The 17,320-nt window shown below is 58.6% G+C and carries 16 protein-coding genes; 8 read left to right on the top strand and 8 right to left on the bottom strand.

Annotated features, from left to right (window positions below):
• Window positions 1–42 precede the first annotated feature (42 nt).
• From ispC to rpsB, 7 genes are all read right to left on the bottom strand, one after another.
• Window positions 43–1,233 carry a 1-deoxy-D-xylulose-5-phosphate reductoisomerase gene (gene ispC / locus A8O26_RS27355; protein WP_064120743.1) on the bottom strand — a complete coding sequence of 397 codons (1,191 nt, stop codon included), beginning with the start codon at window positions 1,231–1,233 and terminating at the stop codon, window positions 43–45.
• Entirely contained in the window at window positions 1,230–2,036 is an 807-nt protein-coding gene (locus A8O26_RS27350) for a phosphatidate cytidylyltransferase (RefSeq protein WP_064120742.1), read from the bottom strand. The genes ispC and A8O26_RS27350 overlap by 4 nt, the downstream gene beginning before the upstream one ends.
• The gene (gene uppS, locus A8O26_RS27345) at window positions 2,036–2,791 is read right to left on the bottom strand and encodes a polyprenyl diphosphate synthase (RefSeq protein WP_064120741.1); all 756 of its coding nucleotides are present in this window, start codon (window positions 2,789–2,791) and stop codon (window positions 2,036–2,038) included. The genes A8O26_RS27350 and uppS overlap by 1 nt, the downstream gene beginning before the upstream one ends.
• A 14-nt stretch (window positions 2,792–2,805) precedes the next feature.
• Window positions 2,806–3,363, bottom strand: coding sequence for a ribosome recycling factor (gene frr / locus A8O26_RS27340; protein WP_007908855.1), 558 nt, complete (start codon window positions 3,361–3,363; stop codon window positions 2,806–2,808).
• On the bottom strand, window positions 3,360–4,103 hold the full coding sequence (gene pyrH / locus A8O26_RS27335; protein WP_003222124.1) for a UMP kinase: 744 nt from the start codon (window positions 4,101–4,103) through the stop codon (window positions 3,360–3,362). The genes frr and pyrH overlap by 4 nt, the downstream gene beginning before the upstream one ends.
• A gap of 210 nt (window positions 4,104–4,313) precedes the next feature.
• Entirely contained in the window at window positions 4,314–5,177 is an 864-nt protein-coding gene (gene tsf / locus A8O26_RS27330) for a translation elongation factor Ts (RefSeq protein WP_064120740.1), read from the bottom strand.
• Between the two features lie 192 nt (window positions 5,178–5,369).
• Window positions 5,370–6,107 (bottom strand): 30S ribosomal protein S2, encoded by a 738-nt coding sequence (rpsB, locus tag A8O26_RS27325; protein WP_003222119.1) that lies wholly within the window; start codon window positions 6,105–6,107, stop codon window positions 5,370–5,372.
• Window positions 6,108–6,480: 373 nt separating this feature from the next.
• On the opposite strand from rpsB, the gene map reads away from it, so the two are divergent.
• The 4 genes from map (at window position 6,481) to A8O26_RS27305 (ending at window position 12,217) form a co-directional block, all read left to right on the top strand.
• Window positions 6,481–7,263 (top strand): type I methionyl aminopeptidase, encoded by a 783-nt coding sequence (map, locus tag A8O26_RS27320; protein ID WP_008081693.1) that lies wholly within the window; start codon window positions 6,481–6,483, stop codon window positions 7,261–7,263.
• Between the two features lie 42 nt (window positions 7,264–7,305).
• Window positions 7,306–10,008 carry a [protein-PII] uridylyltransferase gene (locus tag A8O26_RS27315; protein ID WP_064120739.1) on the top strand — a complete coding sequence of 901 codons (2,703 nt, stop codon included), beginning with the start codon at window positions 7,306–7,308 and terminating at the stop codon, window positions 10,006–10,008.
• Window positions 10,009–10,051: 43 nt separating this feature from the next.
• Window positions 10,052–11,251 (top strand): succinyldiaminopimelate transaminase, encoded by a 1,200-nt coding sequence (dapC, locus tag A8O26_RS27310; protein ID WP_064120738.1) that lies wholly within the window; start codon window positions 10,052–10,054, stop codon window positions 11,249–11,251.
• A gap of 216 nt (window positions 11,252–11,467) precedes the next feature.
• A complete protein-coding gene (locus A8O26_RS27305; RefSeq protein ID WP_081265268.1) occupies window positions 11,468–12,217 on the top strand; it encodes a M12 family metallopeptidase in 750 nt (249 codons plus the stop codon).
• A 24-nt stretch (window positions 12,218–12,241) separates the two neighbouring features.
• Here the strand turns inward: A8O26_RS27305 and A8O26_RS27300 are convergent, their stop codons facing one another.
• Window positions 12,242–13,876 carry a Na+/H+ antiporter gene (locus A8O26_RS27300; RefSeq protein WP_064120737.1) on the bottom strand — a complete coding sequence of 545 codons (1,635 nt, stop codon included), beginning with the start codon at window positions 13,874–13,876 and terminating at the stop codon, window positions 12,242–12,244.
• A 292-nt stretch (window positions 13,877–14,168) separates the two neighbouring features.
• On the opposite strand from A8O26_RS27300, the gene A8O26_RS27295 reads away from it, so the two are divergent.
• From A8O26_RS27295 to A8O26_RS27280, 4 genes are all read left to right on the top strand, one after another.
• On the top strand, window positions 14,169–14,531 hold the full coding sequence (locus A8O26_RS27295; protein WP_016985102.1) for an ArsC family reductase: 363 nt from the start codon (window positions 14,169–14,171) through the stop codon (window positions 14,529–14,531).
• 33 nt (window positions 14,532–14,564) lie between these two features.
• On the top strand, window positions 14,565–15,599 hold the full coding sequence (gene dapD, locus A8O26_RS27290; protein ID WP_064120736.1) for a 2,3,4,5-tetrahydropyridine-2,6-dicarboxylate N-succinyltransferase: 1,035 nt from the start codon (window positions 14,565–14,567) through the stop codon (window positions 15,597–15,599).
• Between the two features lie 88 nt (window positions 15,600–15,687).
• Window positions 15,688–16,893, top strand: a complete 1,206-nt coding sequence (locus tag A8O26_RS27285; protein WP_064120735.1) for an aminotransferase class V-fold PLP-dependent enzyme — start codon at window positions 15,688–15,690, stop codon at window positions 16,891–16,893.
• Complete coding sequence (locus tag A8O26_RS27280; protein ID WP_064120734.1) at window positions 16,890–17,294, top strand: SufE family protein; 405 nt, start codon at window positions 16,890–16,892, stop codon at window positions 17,292–17,294. The genes A8O26_RS27285 and A8O26_RS27280 overlap by 4 nt, the downstream gene beginning before the upstream one ends.
• Window positions 17,295–17,320: the final 26 nt, after the last annotated feature.

The following is a 17,320-nucleotide window of genomic DNA, read 5'->3' as shown; positions in this document are numbered from 1 at the left end:
CAATCCTGTTCAGTGCCGCGTGAAGCCATTGTGTTGCAAAACTTATCGGCCGTGACGACTCAACCATTGTTCAGCCAAAACTCGCGCCTTGGCGTCGGCGGTGAACACCGCATCGAGATCAACCAACGCGACAACCGGCTCGAGATTCAGAACTTCCTCGATGATACTCGCGATTTCCAGGTAGCGAACCCGCCCGTCGAGAAACGCGGCTACCGCGACTTCGTTGGCCGCATTGAGCATGGCCGGAGCGCTATCGCCCGCCTCTGCCGCCTGGCGCGCCAGACGCAGGCACGGAAAACGCTGTTCATCAGGCGCTTCGAAATCCAGACGCGCGATCGCAAACAGATCCAGTGGTGCCACGCCAGAGTCGATACGTTCCGGCCAGGCCAGCGCATTGGCGATCGGCGTGCGCATATCAGGATTGCCCAATTGCGCCAGTACCGAACCATCCACATAGTCGACCAGCGAATGGATCACACTCTGTGGATGGATCACCACCTCGACTTGCGACGGCTTGGCGTCGAACAACCAGCAGGCTTCGATCAACTCGAGGCCCTTGTTCATCATGCTCGCCGAGTCCACGGAGATCTTGCGCCCCATCGACCAGTTCGGATGCGCGCAAGCCTGATCGGGTGAAACATGCGCCAGTTCAGCCATCGACGTCTGCCGGAAGGGGCCGCCAGAGGCTGTCAGCAAAATCCGACGCACACCTACCGAACTCAATCCGCGAGCAAAGTCCTGCGGCATGCACTGGAAGATCGCATTGTGTTCGCTATCGATCGGCAACAGCACCGAACCGCTCTTGCGCACCGCCTGCATGAACAGGGCGCCGGACATGACCAGCGCCTCTTTATTGGCCAAGAGGATTTTCTTGCCCGCCTCGACGGCTGCCAAGGTCGGACGCAGCCCTGCTGCACCCACGATCGCCGCCATTACCGCGTCGACTTCCGGAGCGGAGGCAACCTGACACAGGCCCTCCTCCCCCACCAGTACGCGGGTCGACAAACCGGCGGCACGCAAATCGTCCTGCAGACCACGCGCCGCCGCGACTTCCGGCACCACCGCAAATTGCGGCACATGGCGCACGCACAGGGCGAACAGCTCACTCAGGCGAGTAAAGCCACTCAAGGCGAAAACCTGATAACGCTCGGGGTGGCGAGCGATGACATCGAGGGTACTCAGACCGATCGAACCGGTCGCCCCCAGAACCGTAATCTGCTGTGGGCGACTCACGGTGCAGCCATCCACAACAACACTGCAAACACCGGGATCGCCGCGGTGAGGCTGTCGATACGATCAAGCACGCCGCCGTGACCGGGCAGCAGATTGCTGCTGTCCTTGATGCCGGACTGGCGCTTGAACATGCTTTCAGTGAGGTCGCCGACCACCGAAATGAACACGATCAGCGCAGCACCGATCAAGCCTTTGAGCAATTCGGCAACCGTCCAGTCACGCACCAGCCCGACGATTGCAGTAATCACCAGACTCAACGCGAGACCGCCGTAAACACCTTCCCAGCTCTTGCCCGGACTGACCTGCGGCGCGAGTTTGCGCTTGCCGAAAGCACGGCCAGAGAAGTAGGCACCGATATCGGCCCCCCACACCAGCACCATGACCGCCATGATCAACCAGTTACCCAACGGATACTGTTTGATCTGCACCAGACCTTGCCAGGCCGGCAACAGGATCAGCAGACCGATGACCAGCTTGGTTGCGGCACTCGACCAGTGTTCACTGGAGCGCGGATAGGTCAGCACCAGATATGTTGCCACCGCCCACCACAGCACCGCAGCACCCAGCACCCACGGTGCAAGGCCGGGCAGGATGTACATGACGAACAGCATCAGAGCGACGACGACGGCATAACCGACACGGAACGCCTGGCCGGTGAAGCCGGCAAGCCGCGCCCATTCCCACGCGCCCAGACTGACAACCAGCCCGATGAACAGCGCAAAACCGGAACCTTCGAGCAGGAAAAAACCGCACAAGGCGATCGGCAGCAGGATCAGCGCAGTGATGATTCGTTGTTTAAGCATTAAACCCGGGCTCCAGCTTCGATCTGCTCGCTCGTTTTACCGAAGCGACGCTGACGCGAAGCGAAATCGGCCAGCGCATTGCGCATGGCATCGTGTTTGAAGTCCGGCCAGAACAGGTCGGAGAAGTACAACTCGGCATAGGCGAGCTGCCACAGCAGGAAGTTGCTGATGCGATGCTCCCCGCCGGTGCGAATGCACAGATCAGGCAACGGTAGATCGCCAGTGGCCAGACAGGTCTGCAGCAGATCCGGCGTGATGTCCTCCGGGCGCAGGTGCCCGGCCTGAACTTCACGCGCCAGACGCTGCGCAGCCTGAGCAATATCCCACTGACCGCCGTAATTGGCGGCGATCTGCAGAATGAAACGATTGGCGCCCGCCGTCATCGCCTCGGCTTCACGCATGGCGGCCTGAAGCTCGGGATGGAAGCGCGAGCGATCGCCAATGATGCGCAGGCTGATGTTGTTGTCGTTGAGACGCTTGGCCTCACGACGCAATGCCTTGAAGAACAGATCCATCAAGGCGCTGACTTCATCGGCCGGACGCTGCCAGTTTTCACTGGAAAACGCGAACAGGGTGAGCACTTCGACCTTGGCCTCAGCGCACACCTCGATCACCGCCCGCACAGCGTCCACGCCCGCTTTATGCCCGGCGACACCTGGCATAAAGCGTTTCTTCGCCCAGCGATTGTTGCCATCCATGATGATCGCGACATGGCGCGGCACCGCGGACGGCGCAGTCTGCTTGGTCTTGTCCATTAAAAGCTCGAACCTTATACGGCCATCAGATCCGCTTCTTTTTGCTTGGTAGCCGTGTCGATATCAGCCTCGGCCTTGTCGGTGAGCTTCTGAATATCGGCAGCGGCACGACGCTCTTCGTCTTCGCTGATTTCTTTGTCCTTGACCAGTTTCTTCAGCTCGCCCAAGGCGTCACGACGGATGTTGCGCACGGCAACACGCGCGTCTTCGGCAGCGCTGCGCGCCTGCTTGGTGAAGCCCTTGCGGGTTTCTTCAGTCAGGGCAGGCATGGAGATCAGCAGCAACTCGCCCAGGTTGGTCGGGTTGAGGTTCAGACCAGCGCTCTGGATTGCCTTGTCGACTGCCGCGAGCATGTTGCGCTCGAATGCCACGACTTGCAGGGTGCGCGAGTCTTTTACAGTGATGTTGGCCACTTGGGTGATGGAAGTGTCTGCGCCGTAGTACGGCACCATGACGCTGCCCAGGATGCTTGGGTGAGCCTTGCCGGTACGAATCTGGCCAAAGGCATGGGCCAGAGAGTCCAGGGATTTTTGCATGCGCTCTTGAGCGTCTTTTTTGATTTCGTTGATCATTGTTGACCTTCCTCGATCAGGGTGCCTTCAGCGCCGCCATGGACGATGTTCAGCAGGGCACCAGGCTTGTTCATGTTGAATACGCGCAGCGGCATCTTGTGGTCGCGGCACAGACAGATAGCTGTCAGATCCATTACACCCAGTTTGCGATCCAGTACTTCATCATAAGTCAGATGATCGAACTTCTCGGCATGCGGGTCTTTGAACGGGTCTGCGGTGTAAACGCCATCGACCTTGGTCGCTTTCAACACGACGTCGGCATCGATTTCGATTGCACGCAGGCAGGCTGCCGAATCCGTGGTGAAGAACGGGTTGCCGGTACCGGCTGCGAAAATCACGACGTCTTTGGAGTTCAGGTGGCGCATGGCTTTGCGGCGATCGTAGTGATCAGTCACGCCAACCATGGAAATGGCCGACATCACGATGGCCGAGATATTGGCACGTTCCAGCGCATCGCGCATGGCCAGGGCGTTCATCACAGTGGCCAGCATGCCCATGTGGTCGCCTGTTACCCGATCCATGCCGGCTTTGCTCAATGCTTCACCGCGGAACAGGTTGCCACCGCCGATCACCAGACCGACCTGAACGCCGATGCCGACCAGTTGGCCGACTTCCAGCGCCATGCGATCCAGTACTTTCGGATCGATCCCGAACTCTTCCGAGCCCATCAGGGCCTCGCCGCTAAGCTTGAGTAGAATGCGTTTATAGCGAGCCTGATAACCACTGCCCTGCTGAGCCATTGCGAATCTCTCCTGCGGCGTATTTAAAAATTCTTTGCGAGCTGTTTACAGCTGGCGTTCACTCTAGCTTGGCGCTGCTTCAGCGCCATCGGAACATGGCTTTGTAAGTCAGTTCCAAGTGGAAACCAATTAAAAATTGATAACCCCATCTGAAAAGAGGCTGCGCGCGTAAGCGGGCAGCCTCTTTCGGGCGACAGTTGAAAAACTGTCTTATTGCTTGGCGGCAGCCAGCTGGGCAGCAACTTCTTCAGCGAAGTTGTCGACCGGCTTCTCGATGCCTTCGCCTACTTTGAAGTAAGTGAAGGAAACGATTTCAGCACCGGCTTTCTTGGCCAGTTCGCCAACCTTGACTTCAGGGTTCTTGACGAACGCCTGCTCAACCAGGCTTGCTTCGGCCAGGAACTTGCTGATACGGCCTTTGACCATATTTTCAACAATGTTTTCTGGCTTGCCTTTGATTTTTTCTTCGTTCAGCTGCAGGAACACAGCTTTTTCGCGTTCGATAGCTTCAGCCGAAACTTCCGATGGCAGCAGGAACTCAGGGTTGCTGGCCGCTACGTGCATAGCGATGTCTTTGGCCAGTTCAACATTGCCGCCTTTCAGAACAACTGCAACACCGATCTTGTTGCCGTGCAGGTAGCCACCAACAACGTCGCCTTCTACGCGAACCAGACGACGGATGTTGACGTTTTCGCCAACCTTGCCGACCAGTACCAGGCGAGCAGCTTCTTGAGCTTCGATCAGCGGAGCAACATCAGTCAGCTTGTCAGCGAAAGCTTTTTCAATGCTTTCAGCAACGAATGCCTTGAAGTCGTCCTGCAGAGCCAGGAAGTCGGTCTGCGAGTTCACTTCCAGCAGAACAGCGGATTTGCCGTCTTCTTTCAGAGCGATGGCGCCTTCAGCGGCAACGTTACCAGCTTTTTTGGCAGCCTTGATTGCGCCCGAAGCACGCATGTCATCAATGGCTTTTTCGATGTCGCCGTCAGCCTTTTCCAGGGCTTTCTTGCAATCCATCATGCCTTCGCCGGTACGCTCGCGCAGTTCTTTAACCAACGCTGCAGTAATTGCTGCCATTTTCAAATTCCTCTTGGATAGGTTTTCAACCATTCCACCCGATTGAACGGGCGTTCAATTCTTCCCGAACCCCACTATGTAGCTGCTGCACGTTACAGAAGCTGTAGCTGCGCCGCCGACAAATGGTTTTCGAGGTGGCAAAAAGGGGGCCAAGCCCCCTTTTTGCTTACTGAGTCAACGCCAGGGCGTCAATTACTCAGCTGCAGCCTGAGTTTCTTCAGCTGCGAATTCTACAGTGCCGCCAGCAACATTGTTGCGACCACGGATGACTGCGTCAGCCATCGAACCCATGTACAGCTGGATAGCGCGGATTGCGTCATCGTTGCCTGGGATGATGTAGTCAACGCCTTCCGGGCTGCTGTTGGTGTCGACAACGCCGATTACCGGGATGCCCAGCTTGTTGGCTTCGGTGATCGCGATGCGCTCGTGGTCAACGTCGATCACGAACAGTGCGTCTGGCAGACCGCCCATGTCCTTGATGCCGCCCAGCGAACGATCCAGCTTCTCAAGATCACGGGAGCGCATCAGCGCTTCTTTCTTGGTCAGCTTGGCGAAAGTACCGTCTTCGGCTTGAACTTCAAGGTCACGCAGACGCTTGATGGAAGCACGAATGGTTTTGAAGTTGGTCAGCATGCCGCCCAACCAGCGGTGATCGACGTACGGCGAACCGCAACGTGCTGCTTCTTCAGCAACGATCTTGCCAGCGGAACGCTTGGTGCCGACGAACAGAATCTTGTTTTTGCCCTGGGCCAGACGCTCTACGAAAGTCAGAGCTTCGTTGAACATTGGCAGGGTTTTTTCAAGGTTGATGATGTGAATCTTGTTACGCGCGCCGAAAATGTACTTACCCATTTTCGGATTCCAGTAACGGGTTTGGTGACCGAAGTGCACACCGGCCTTCAGCATATCGCGCATATTGACTTGGGACATGATAGTTCCTTAATAAGTCGGGTTTGGCCTCCACGTATCCCAATGACCAACCAGTGGCATAAAGCCAAAAGCACCCAGGTCATCGTGTCGACACGTGTGTGGATTTAAGCTTTTCGGGGTATCCCCGGAAAGCGGCGCATTTTATACCACAGGGTGCGCAGAAACGGAACCCGGAATCTGTAATCGCACCAGTGACATGGGCGCAGCCCCCTTGGAATCGGCCCCGAGCGCACTATTGTATAGAGAGAAGCGATGCACGCGGGCGCTGAATTGCGCCGTGCGTCTGTTAGAATCGCGTTTTTCAGGGTCGCAAAACGCACACCCGCCACCCTATTCGTATCAGCAAGCGCCGCCGAGCGCAGAGAGAGCCTGTATGACCGTCAACCTCAAAACCCCCGAGGACATCGCTGGCATGCGTGTCGCCGGCAAACTGGCCGCCGATGTGCTGGAAATGATTGCCGAACATGTCAAACCAGGCGTCACCACCGACGAACTGAACCAGATCTGCCACGACTATATTGTCAATGTGCAGCAGGCCATCCCGGCCCCGCTCAACTACAAGGGCTACCCGAAGTCGATCTGCACCTCGATCAACCACGTGGTCTGCCACGGCATCCCGAACGACAAACCGCTGAAAAACGGCGACACCCTGAACATCGATGTGACCGTGATCAAGGACGGCTACCACGGCGATACCAGCCGCATGTTCCACGTCGGCGAAGTCCCGGTGTGGGCCGAGCGTCTGTCGCAAATCACCCAGGAATGCATGTACAAGGCGATCGAGATCGTCAAACCCGGCTGCCGCCTCGGCGACATCGGCGAAGTGATCCAGAAGCACGCGGAAAAGAACGGTTTCTCGGTGGTCCGCGAGTTCTGCGGTCACGGCATTGGCAAGGTTTTCCACGAAGAGCCGCAGATCCTGCACTACGGTCGTGCCGGCACCGGCATGGAACTGAAGGCCGGCATGACCTTCACCATCGAACCGATGATCAACCAGGGCAAGGCCGACACCAAAGTATTGGGCGACGGTTGGACCGCGATCACCAAAGACCGCAAGCTGTCGGCTCAGTGGGAACACACCCTGTTGGTCACCGACACCGGCTACGAGATCTTCACCCTGCGCGCCGACGACACCATCGCGCGCATCTCGGCCTGATCCACTAAACGCTCCCAGCCTTTATAGAAGGAAAGCCAATCGATGCCGCAGGTGGATCCCGAACTCTTTGACCGCGGCCAGTTCCAGGCTGAACTGGCGCTGAAAGCGAGTCCTATCGCCGCGTTCAAGAAGGCGATCCGCCAGGCTCGCGAAGTGCTCGACGCGCGCTTTCGCAGCGGCCGGGATATCCGCCGCCTGATTGAAGACCGCGCCTGGTTCGTCGACAACATCCTGCAAAAGGCCTGGGAGCAGTTCAACTGGAGCGAAGACGCCGACATTGCCCTGGTTGCGGTCGGTGGCTACGGCCGGGGTGAGTTGCACCCGTATTCCGACATCGACTTGCTGATCCTGCTGGACAGCGCCGATCACGAAGTTTTCCGTGATTCCATCGAACGTTTTCTGACGCTGCTGTGGGACATCGGCCTGGAAGTCGGCCAGAGCGTGCGCTCGGTCGACGAATGCGCCGAAGAGGCCCGCGCCGACCTCACCGTCGTCACCAACCTGATGGAAAGCCGCACCATCTGCGGCCCCGAGCGTTTGCGCCAACGCATGCTCGATGTCACCAGCACCGCACACATGTGGCCGGCCAAGGAGTTTTTCCTGGCCAAACGCGCCGAACAGAAGGCCCGTCACCACAAGTACAACGACACCGAATACAACCTGGAACCCAACGTCAAAGGCTCGCCCGGCGGCCTGCGCGATATCCAGACGATTCTCTGGGTGGCCCGTCGTCAGTACGGCACCCTGAACCTGCGCGCCCTTGCCGGCGAAGGCTTTCTGGTTGAAAGCGAAAACGCCCTGCTCGCCTCCTCCCAGGAATTCCTCTGGAAAGTGCGCTATGCCCTGCACATGCTCGCCGGCCGCTCGGAAGACCGCTTGCTGTTCGATCATCAACGCACCATCGCCGGTTTGCTCGGCTTTGAAGGTGACGACGCCAAGCAGGCCGTCGAAAACTTCATGCAGCAATATTTCCGCGTGGTGATGAGCATCGCCCAGCTCAGCGACCTGATCATCCAGCACTTCGAGGAAGTCATCCTCGCCCCGGAAGACGAAGCACCGCCGCAGCCGATCAACTCGCGCTTTCAACTGCATGACGGCTATATCGAGGCGCGCAACGACAACGTGTTCCGCCGCACGCCGTTCGCCATGCTCGAGATCTTCGTGCTGATGGCCCAGCAGCCGGAAATCAAGGGTGTGCGCGCCGACACCATCCGCCTGCTGCGGGAAAACCGTCATCTGATCGATGACAATTTCCGCAACGATATTCGCAACACCAGCCTGTTCATCGAACTGTTCAAGTGCAAGATCGGCATCCACCGCAACCTGCGGCGGATGAACCGATACGGCATTCTCGGGCGTTATCTGCCGGAGTTCGGTTTTATCGTCGGGCAGATGCAGCACGACCTGTTCCACATCTACACGGTCGATGCGCACACGCTGAACCTGATCAAGCACCTGCGCAAATTGCAGTACACCCAGGTCTCGGAGAAATTTCCGCTGGCGGCCAAACTCATGGCCAAACTGCCCAAGCCCGAACTGATTTACATGGCCGGTCTGTACCACGACATCGGCAAGGGTCGGCATGGCGATCATTCGGAAATCGGCGCGGTCGATGCCGAGGCGTTCTGCCAGCGCCATCAGTTGCCGGTGTGGGACAGCCGCCTGATCGTCTGGCTGGTGCAAAACCACCTGGTGATGTCGACCACCGCGCAACGCAAGGACTTGTCCGACCCGCAGGTGATTCACGATTTCGCCCAGGCGGTCGGCGATGAAACCCGCCTCGACTATCTGTACGTGCTGACGGTCGCCGACATCAATGCGACCAATCCGACGCTGTGGAACTCGTGGCGCGCCAGCCTGTTGCGCCAGCTCTATACCGAGACCAAGCGCGCCTTGCGTCGCGGTCTGGAAAACCCGGTGGATCGCGAAGAGCAGATCCGTCAGACGCAGAGCGCAGCGCTGGATATTCTCGTACGCGGCGGTACCGACCCGGACGATGTCGAGCAGTTGTGGGCGCAATTGGGCGATGACTACTTTCTGCGGCACACCGCCGGTGACGTCGCCTGGCATAGTGACGCGATCCTGCAGCAGCCGGCCGATGGTGGCCCGCTGGTGCTGATCAAGGAAACCACGCAACGCGAGTTCGAGGGCGGTACGCAGATCTTCATCTACGCACCGGACCAGCACGACTTCTTCGCCGTGACCGTGGCGGCGATGGACCAGCTCAACCTGAACATTCACGACGCCCGGGTTATCACCTCGAGCAGCCAGTTCACCCTCGACACCTACATCGTGCTCGACACCGATGGCGACTCGATTGGCGACAATCCGACGCGAGTCAAACAGATTCGCGACGGCCTCACTGAAGCGCTGCGCAACCCGGACGATTACCCGACAATCATCCAGCGCCGCGTGCCGCGCCAGCTCAAGCATTTCGCCTTTGCGCCGCAGGTGACGATCCACAACGACGCGCAACGGCCAGTGACCGTACTGGAGCTGACCGCGCCTGACCGGCCGGGACTGCTGGCGCGGATTGGCGGGATTTTCCTCGAGTTCGACCTGTCGCTGCAGAACGCCAAGATCGCGACCCTGGGCGAACGGGTGGAAGACGTGTTCTTCATCACCGACGCGCACAATCAGCCGCTGTCCGATCCGCTGCTGTGCAGCCGTTTGCAGGATGCAATTGTTGAGCAGTTGAGCGTCAATCAGGAACCGGATATCAAACTTTCACGCATCAGTATTTGATGGCGCCCTCCAATTCAAACGCTTTGCACGAGACCCTGCACCAATGAACAACGCTCTGAACCAGCTCCAGCCGTACCCGTTCGAAAAGCTCCGCGCTTTGCTCGGTACCGTCACGCCAAACCCGGACAAGCGCCCGATCGCCCTGTCGATCGGCGAGCCGAAACACCGCTCGCCGAGCTTTGTCGCCGAAGCGCTGGCCAACAGTCTGGATCAGATGGCGGTGTACCCGACAACGCTGGGGATCCCGGCCCTGCGTGAAGCCATCGCCGGCTGGTGCGAGCGTCGCTTTGGCGTGCCAAGCGGCTGGATCGATCCGGCACACAACGTACTGCCGGTCAACGGCACCCGCGAAGCGCTGTTCGCTTTCACCCAGACCGTGGTCAACCGTGGCGATGACGCACTCGTGGTCAGCCCGAACCCGTTCTACCAGATCTACGAAGGCGCAGCGTTCCTCGCCGGCGCCAAGCCGCACTACCTGCCTTGCCTGGACGAGAACGGCTTCAACCCGGATTTCGATGCTGTTTCGCCAGATATCTGGAAGCGCTGCCAGATTCTGTTTTTGTGCTCGCCAGGCAACCCGACCGGTGCATTGATCCCGGTCGAGACCCTGAAAAAACTGATCGCCCTGGCGGACGAGTACGACTTCGTGATCGCTGCCGACGAGTGCTACAGCGAACTGTACTTCGACGAACAGACTCCGCCGCCGGGCCTGCTGACTGCCTGCGTTGAATTGGGCCGCAAGGATTTCAAACGCTGCGTGGTGTTCCACAGCCTGTCCAAGCGCTCCAACCTGCCGGGCCTGCGCTCCGGTTTCGTGGCCGGCGATGCCGACATCCTCAAGGGCTTCCTGCTGTATCGCACCTACCACGGCTGCGCGATGCCGGTGCAGACCCAACTGGCCAGCGTTGCCGCGTGGAACGACGAAGTTCACGTTCGCGCCAACCGCGCGTTGTACCGGGAAAAATTCGATGCGGTGCTGGAAATCCTCAGCCCGGTGATGGATGTGCAACGTCCGGATGGCAGCTTCTATCTGTGGCCGAATGTACAAGGTGATGACGCGGCGTTTTGCCGTGACTTGTTCGAACAGGAACACGTGACTGTAGTACCCGGTTCTTACCTGTCCCGCGACGTCGATGGCGTCAATCCAGGTGCGGGTCGCGTGCGAATGGCATTGGTCGCCCCCTTGGCCGAATGCGTAGAAGCCGCAGAACGAATTCGCGCATTCGTTACTCGCCAACAGTAACTGTCAAATATCCGCACCAGGCAATCTGGTGCGGACTTTCACCATACAGAAATCACAACTTACAACGCATCGCTTTACTCATCTACCCGCAAACAAATAACTTACCCCGCACAACAACGACAATGTATCAAGCAATACAAGTTCACGACCTATTGAACTTGTAGATACCCACTAAACAGACTTATAAATATCACTAAACCTCAAAAGGAATTGATCATGTATAAAACCAAGCCGTGCCTGAAACTTGAGATAGATGACCCCATTGCCAGCTTTCGAGCAGCCATCAATGAAAACCCTAAAAACATTTCGTACACCTCCGGTTCGTCCTCACGAACAATGGCAATCAACGCAAAGTGCTGGCACCCAAACCGTCACCTGACCATTTCGTTCCTGGACAACCCCCCCGCCTCGCTGAAAGAGGCGATAAAAAAACATATATGGGAATGGGCTGATTATGTCAGTCTCACCTTTAGCTTCATCGACAGTAAAGACGGCATCATCCGAATAAAAACCAATACAACTGAAAATGCATCTCAAATTGGAACTGACGCACTGACAGTCGCTGCGAGAGAGCCAACCATGTTCATATCCGCGCGACCGGAAGATTCAGACTTCCGCACAGTGGTATTGCACGAATTCGGTCATGTCCTCGGATTACATCACGAGCACTTGCACCCGGATGCGAACATTCCCTGGAACAAACCAAAGGTCTATAAGGAATACGCAGAAAAATGGGGAATGGATAAGGAGAAGGTGGACCTGAACATCTTCACACCGATAACCGAGCAGACCACCATCACCGGATACGATCCAACATCCATCATGCATTACCCTGTCGAAAAGGAACTGACCGATGGAGAATTCGAAGTACCGATGAACACCGAGATCAGTTGGGAAGACAAACGCATAGCCGCACATTTCTACCCGATCGAAATCCCTGACGACGGCTCCTGCGAGCGACCATGAAGCGCCATCAGGGACAGTCTTTCACTACGACTTGACCTGCCCCAGATTGGCTTCACTCAAATCCAGATCGGCCAACACTTCTCTAAGGACGTCATCACCGATCTGGTGATGACGACTGAGGCTATAGAGTTCCAGACGCTGGGCCCTCAGCGCCTTCAAACGCAGACGCCGCTCCAGCAGATCCATCTGGAACGCCAAGGCCTGGGCTTCGGCGGAATCGTTGAAGACATCCAGTTGATGGCGATACTCGGACATGATCCGCGCCTTCAGTTCTGCTGAAAGAGCGGCTTGAGCCGCGTCCTGCGGGGTGGTTTCCTCGGTTTCGAGCGCATGAATCGCCGCCTCCGCCGTTTTGCGCCAGGCATCGCGCACCTCCTGGCGGCGCTTGTCGTCCGGACTCTTTTCGATGCCACGCAACAACAGCGGCAGAGCGATACACGCCGAAACCAGCGACAGCAGAATCACCCCGGCTGCAATGAAAATCAGCAGATCACGTTCGGGAAACGCATCCGCGCCCATCAGCATCGGCACCGACATCACACCCGCCAGCGTCACCGCGCCACGCACGCCGCCGACGGTCAGCAGCCAGCAGGAACGCGCCGTCGGTACTTGCGTCAGCTCGCCTTTGCCGCGCAAACGCCGCAACAGCACCGACAACCGCCAGATGCTCTGCACCCAGACGAAGCGCAACAACACCAGCGCGAGGAAAATCGCCACGACATCGAGGCAGCGATAGAACAGCGTCGGCCACAGCGTTGGCTCATGGCTGACGACCGCTTTGATGATGTCTGGCAATTGCAGACCCAACAGCAAAAAGATCAAACCGTTGAAGGCAAACTCCAGCAGCGACCAGACACTGCGATTGAGCAAGCGGGTGCTGGTCTGCCGAGGCAGCAGGTCGAGCCAGCTCTGCATCATCCCCGCCGCCACGGCCGAGAGAATGCCCGAAACGCCAAGACGCTCGGCCAGCACGTAAGCGGCGAACGGCAACAGCAGCATGAACACAACGTGCGTCGCCGGATCGTCCCAACCGCGAGCGATCATCCAGGAACGCAGGCGGCCTACCAACCAGCTCAACGCCACGCCGACCGCCAACCCACCAAGGGCCACCACGACGAAGGTGAGGCTGGCGTTGGTCAGCGAGAACACGCCCGTGATGGCCGCCGCCAGGGCGAACTTGAACGTCACGAGGCCAGAGGCATCGTTCATCAGCGCCTCGCCCTGCAATATATGCATCAGCGGGGTTGGCAAACGGTTCTGCGAAATGGCTGACACCGCCACGGCGTCCGTCGGCGACAACACGGCCGCCAGGGCGAAGGCCACCGGTAAAGGAATTGACGGCAACAACCAGTGAATGAAGTAACCGGCGCCGACCACGGTGAACAACACCAGCCCCACCGCCAGCGTCAGGATCGGCCCGCGCAGGTGCCAGAACTCACGCTTGGGCATGCGCCAGCCATCGGAGAACAGCAGCGGCGGCAGGAACAGAAACAGGAACAGTTCGGGATCGAGGGCCACGTGCAGACCAAGGGTCGGCCAGGCGAGCAAGGCGCCAGCAGCGATTTGTACCAGCGGCAGCGGCAACGGGATGACCCGCCCGACCAGACGCGACACGCTGACCAGCATCAGCAGGATCAGGACGGTGTAAGCAGTTTGCATAAAGCGGAAATCTCAGACAATCGACAGCGTTGAACTGCCATATTAGCCGCTTAGCATGCGCCTGACCGTTGCACCTATGTCGCACGCGTATACGCCGTACCAATGTGGGAGCGAGCTTGCTCGCGAATACGGTGTGTCATTAACAGAGATTTTGACTGACACGGCCTCTTCGCGAGCAAGCTCGCTCCCACAGGGTTTTGCATTGCCAAATGAAGCCGGGCGCCGCGAAACCGTTTGGTCATGGCATAATCCGACACCATTTTTCTCCAGCACCTGTAAAGGGGGCAATTCCTTGACCGTTTCAAGTAAAACGTTGCACCTTTTCGGCATCAAAGCCTGCGACACCATGAAAAAGGCGCGCACCTGGCTTGATGAGCACGCTGTCAGCTATGACTTTCACGATTACAAAAGCGCCGGCATCGACCGTGAACACCTGACCCAATGGTGTGACGAGCACGGCTGGCAAACGGTGTTGAACCGCGCAGGCACGACCTTTCGCAAACTCGACGACGAACGCAAAGCCGATCTCGACCAGTCGAAAGCCATCGAACTGATGCTCGCTCAACCCTCGATGATCAAGCGCCCGGTGCTCGATCTCGGTGACCGAACCCTGATTGGCTTCAAGCCAGATATCTACGCGGCCGCTCTGAAGTAAGCAGCCCGTCACTCTTTGTAGAGGTGTATTTACATGTCCAATTCCCTGTTCAGCATCGCCTTTGGTGTCGGCACTCAGAACCGTCAAGGCGCATGGCTGGAAGTGTTCTACGCACAGCCACTGCTCAATCCTTCGGCCGAACTGGTCGCCGCGGTTGCGCCGATCCTCGGTTACACCGAAGGCAATCAGGCCATCACTTTCACCACCGCTCAGGCCGCACAACTGGCTGAAGCCGTGAAAGGCATCGACGCCGTGCAAGGCAAGCTGCTGACCCGCCTGGCTGAAAGCCACAAGCCGCTGGTCGCCACCCTGCTGGCCGAAGACGCACAGCTGACCTCGACGCCTGAGGCCTATCTGAAGCTGCACCTGCTGTCGCACCGTCTGGTCAAGCCGCACGGCGTGAGCCTGGCCGGGATTTTCCCGCTGCTGCCAAACGTTGCATGGACCAGCCAAGGCGCCATCGACCTGAGCGAACTGACCGAACTGCAACTGGAAGCCCGTCTGCGTGGCGAGCTGCTGGAAGTGTTCTCGGTGGACAAGTTCCCGAAAATGACCGACTACGTGGTTCCGGCCGGCGTGCGTATCGCTGACGCCGCGCGTCTGCGTCTGGGCGCTTACGTCGGTGAAGGCACCACCGTGATGCACGAAGGTTTCATCAACTTCAACGCCGGCACCGAAGGCCCGGGCATGATTGAAGGCCGCGTTTCCGCTGGCGTATTCGTCGGCAAGGGTTCCGATCTGGGCGGCGGTTGCTCGACCATGGGCACCCTGTCGGGCGGCGGCAATATCGTGATCAAGGTCGGCGAAGGCTGCCTGATCGGCGCCAACGCCGGTATCGGTATTCCGTTGGGCGACCGCAACACCGTTGAGTCGGGCCTGTACGTGACCGCCGGCACCAAGGTTGCGCTGCTCGACGAAAACAACAACCTGGTTAAAGTTGTGAAAGCCCGTGAGCTGGCCGGTCAGACCGACCTGCTGTTCCGTCGCAATTCAGAAACCGGTGCGGTGGAATGCAAGACCCACAAATCGGCAATCGAACTGAACGAAGCGCTGCACGCTCACAACTAAGCTGCCATACGATCCCCCCTGTGGGAGCGAGCTTGCTCGCTCCCACAAGGTTCGGTGTATACCCGCCCAAGTTCACAGGGCTGAACAGATGATGATTCCCTCCCCCTGGCGTGCCGATTTCCCGGCCATCGCCGCGCTGCAACGGCAAGACCAGACCTATCTGGACAACGCCGCCACCACGCAAAAACCCCAGGCCTTGCTCGACGCGCTGACGCATTACTACGCCAACGGCGCGGCCAATGTGCATCGCGCGCAACACCTGCCCGGCGCCCACGCCACGCAGGCGTTCGAGGACAGTCGGCTCAAGGTTGCCCAGTGGCTGAATGCCGGTGACAGCGGGCAGATCATCTTCACCCACGGCGCCACCAGTGCGCTGAACCTCCTGGCTTATGGCCTGGAACATCTTTTCCAGCCGGGCGATGAAATTGTCATCAGCGCCCTGGAGCATCACGCCAACCTGCTGCCGTGGCAGCAATTGGCGCAACGTCGCAACCTGAAGCTGGTGATCCTGCCGCTGGACGCCGACGGTCTGATCGACCTCGCGGCTGCCGTGCATTTGATTGGCCCGCGCACACGCTTGCTGGCGATCAGTCAGTTGTCCAACGTGCTCGGTGCATGGCAGCCATTGCCGGCCTTGCTGGGCATGGCCAAGGCGCAGAACGCGTTGACCGTGGTCGATGGCGCGCAAGGCGTGGTCCACGGTCGGCATGACGTGCAGGCGCTGGGTTGCGACTTCTATGTGTTTTCCAGCCACAAGCTGTATGGCCCCGATGGCCTCGGCGTGCTGTTCGGGCGCAACGCTGCACTTGAACAACTGAAGCCGTGGCAGTTCGGCGGTGAAATGGTGCTGGAAGCCAATTATCACGACGCACGTTTCCGCCCTGCTCCGCTGGGTTTTGAAGCGGGCACGCCGCCGATTGCCAGTGTGATCGGCCTCGGCGCGACGCTCGATTATCTGGCCGGACTGGATCAGGACGCGGTGTCCGCCCATGAAGCGGCGCTGCATGACTATCTGCTGCGCGGCCTCGCGGCTCGTAACGGCATTCGTCTGCTCGGCACGCCGCAACTGGCGTTGGCCAGTTTTGTCGTCGAGGGTGTGCACAACGCTGATCTGGCGCACCTGCTCACCGAACAAGGCATCGCTGTGCGGGCCGGGCATCATTGCGCGATGCCACTGCTGAAAAGCTTTGAACTGGCCGGGGCGATTCGTGTGTCGCTGGCGTTGTACAACGACTCGGAGGATCTGGAACGCTTCTTTGAAGCGCTGGATCAGGCGCTGGAGATGTTGCGATGAGCTTGCCGATCGAGGCCGCCGAGGCGTTGCAGACTTTTCAGAATGCAGCGGGCTGGGAACAGCGGGCGCGGTTGTTGATGCAGTTTGGTGATCGTCTGCCGCCGCTAAGTGACGCCGACAAGTGCGACGCCAACCGGGTGCATGGCTGTGAGAGTCAGGTGTGGCTGGTTGGATCGTTGCGCGACAGTCACTGGCAATTCAGCGCCAGCAGCGATGCGCGGATGATTCGCGGGTTGGTGGCGTTGTTGCTGTTGCGGGTTAACGGGTTGTCGGCTGAAAAGCTGAAGCAGGTTGATTTGCCGGACTGGTTTCATAAGTTGGGTCTTTCGCGTCAGCTATCGCCGTCGCGCAGCAATGGCCTCAACGCCGTGCTCCAGCGGATGAATGAGTTGGCCGGTTAATCGCTTTCGCGAGCAGGCTCGCTCCC

The sequence above is a fragment of the Pseudomonas fluorescens genome (assembly GCF_001648775.1).
In the GTDB taxonomy this organism is placed as follows: Bacteria; Pseudomonadota; Gammaproteobacteria; order Pseudomonadales; family Pseudomonadaceae; genus Aquipseudomonas; species Aquipseudomonas fluorescens_M.
Note: the sequence above shows the minus strand (reverse complement) of the source record. Positions and strands in the feature narration are given on the sequence as shown.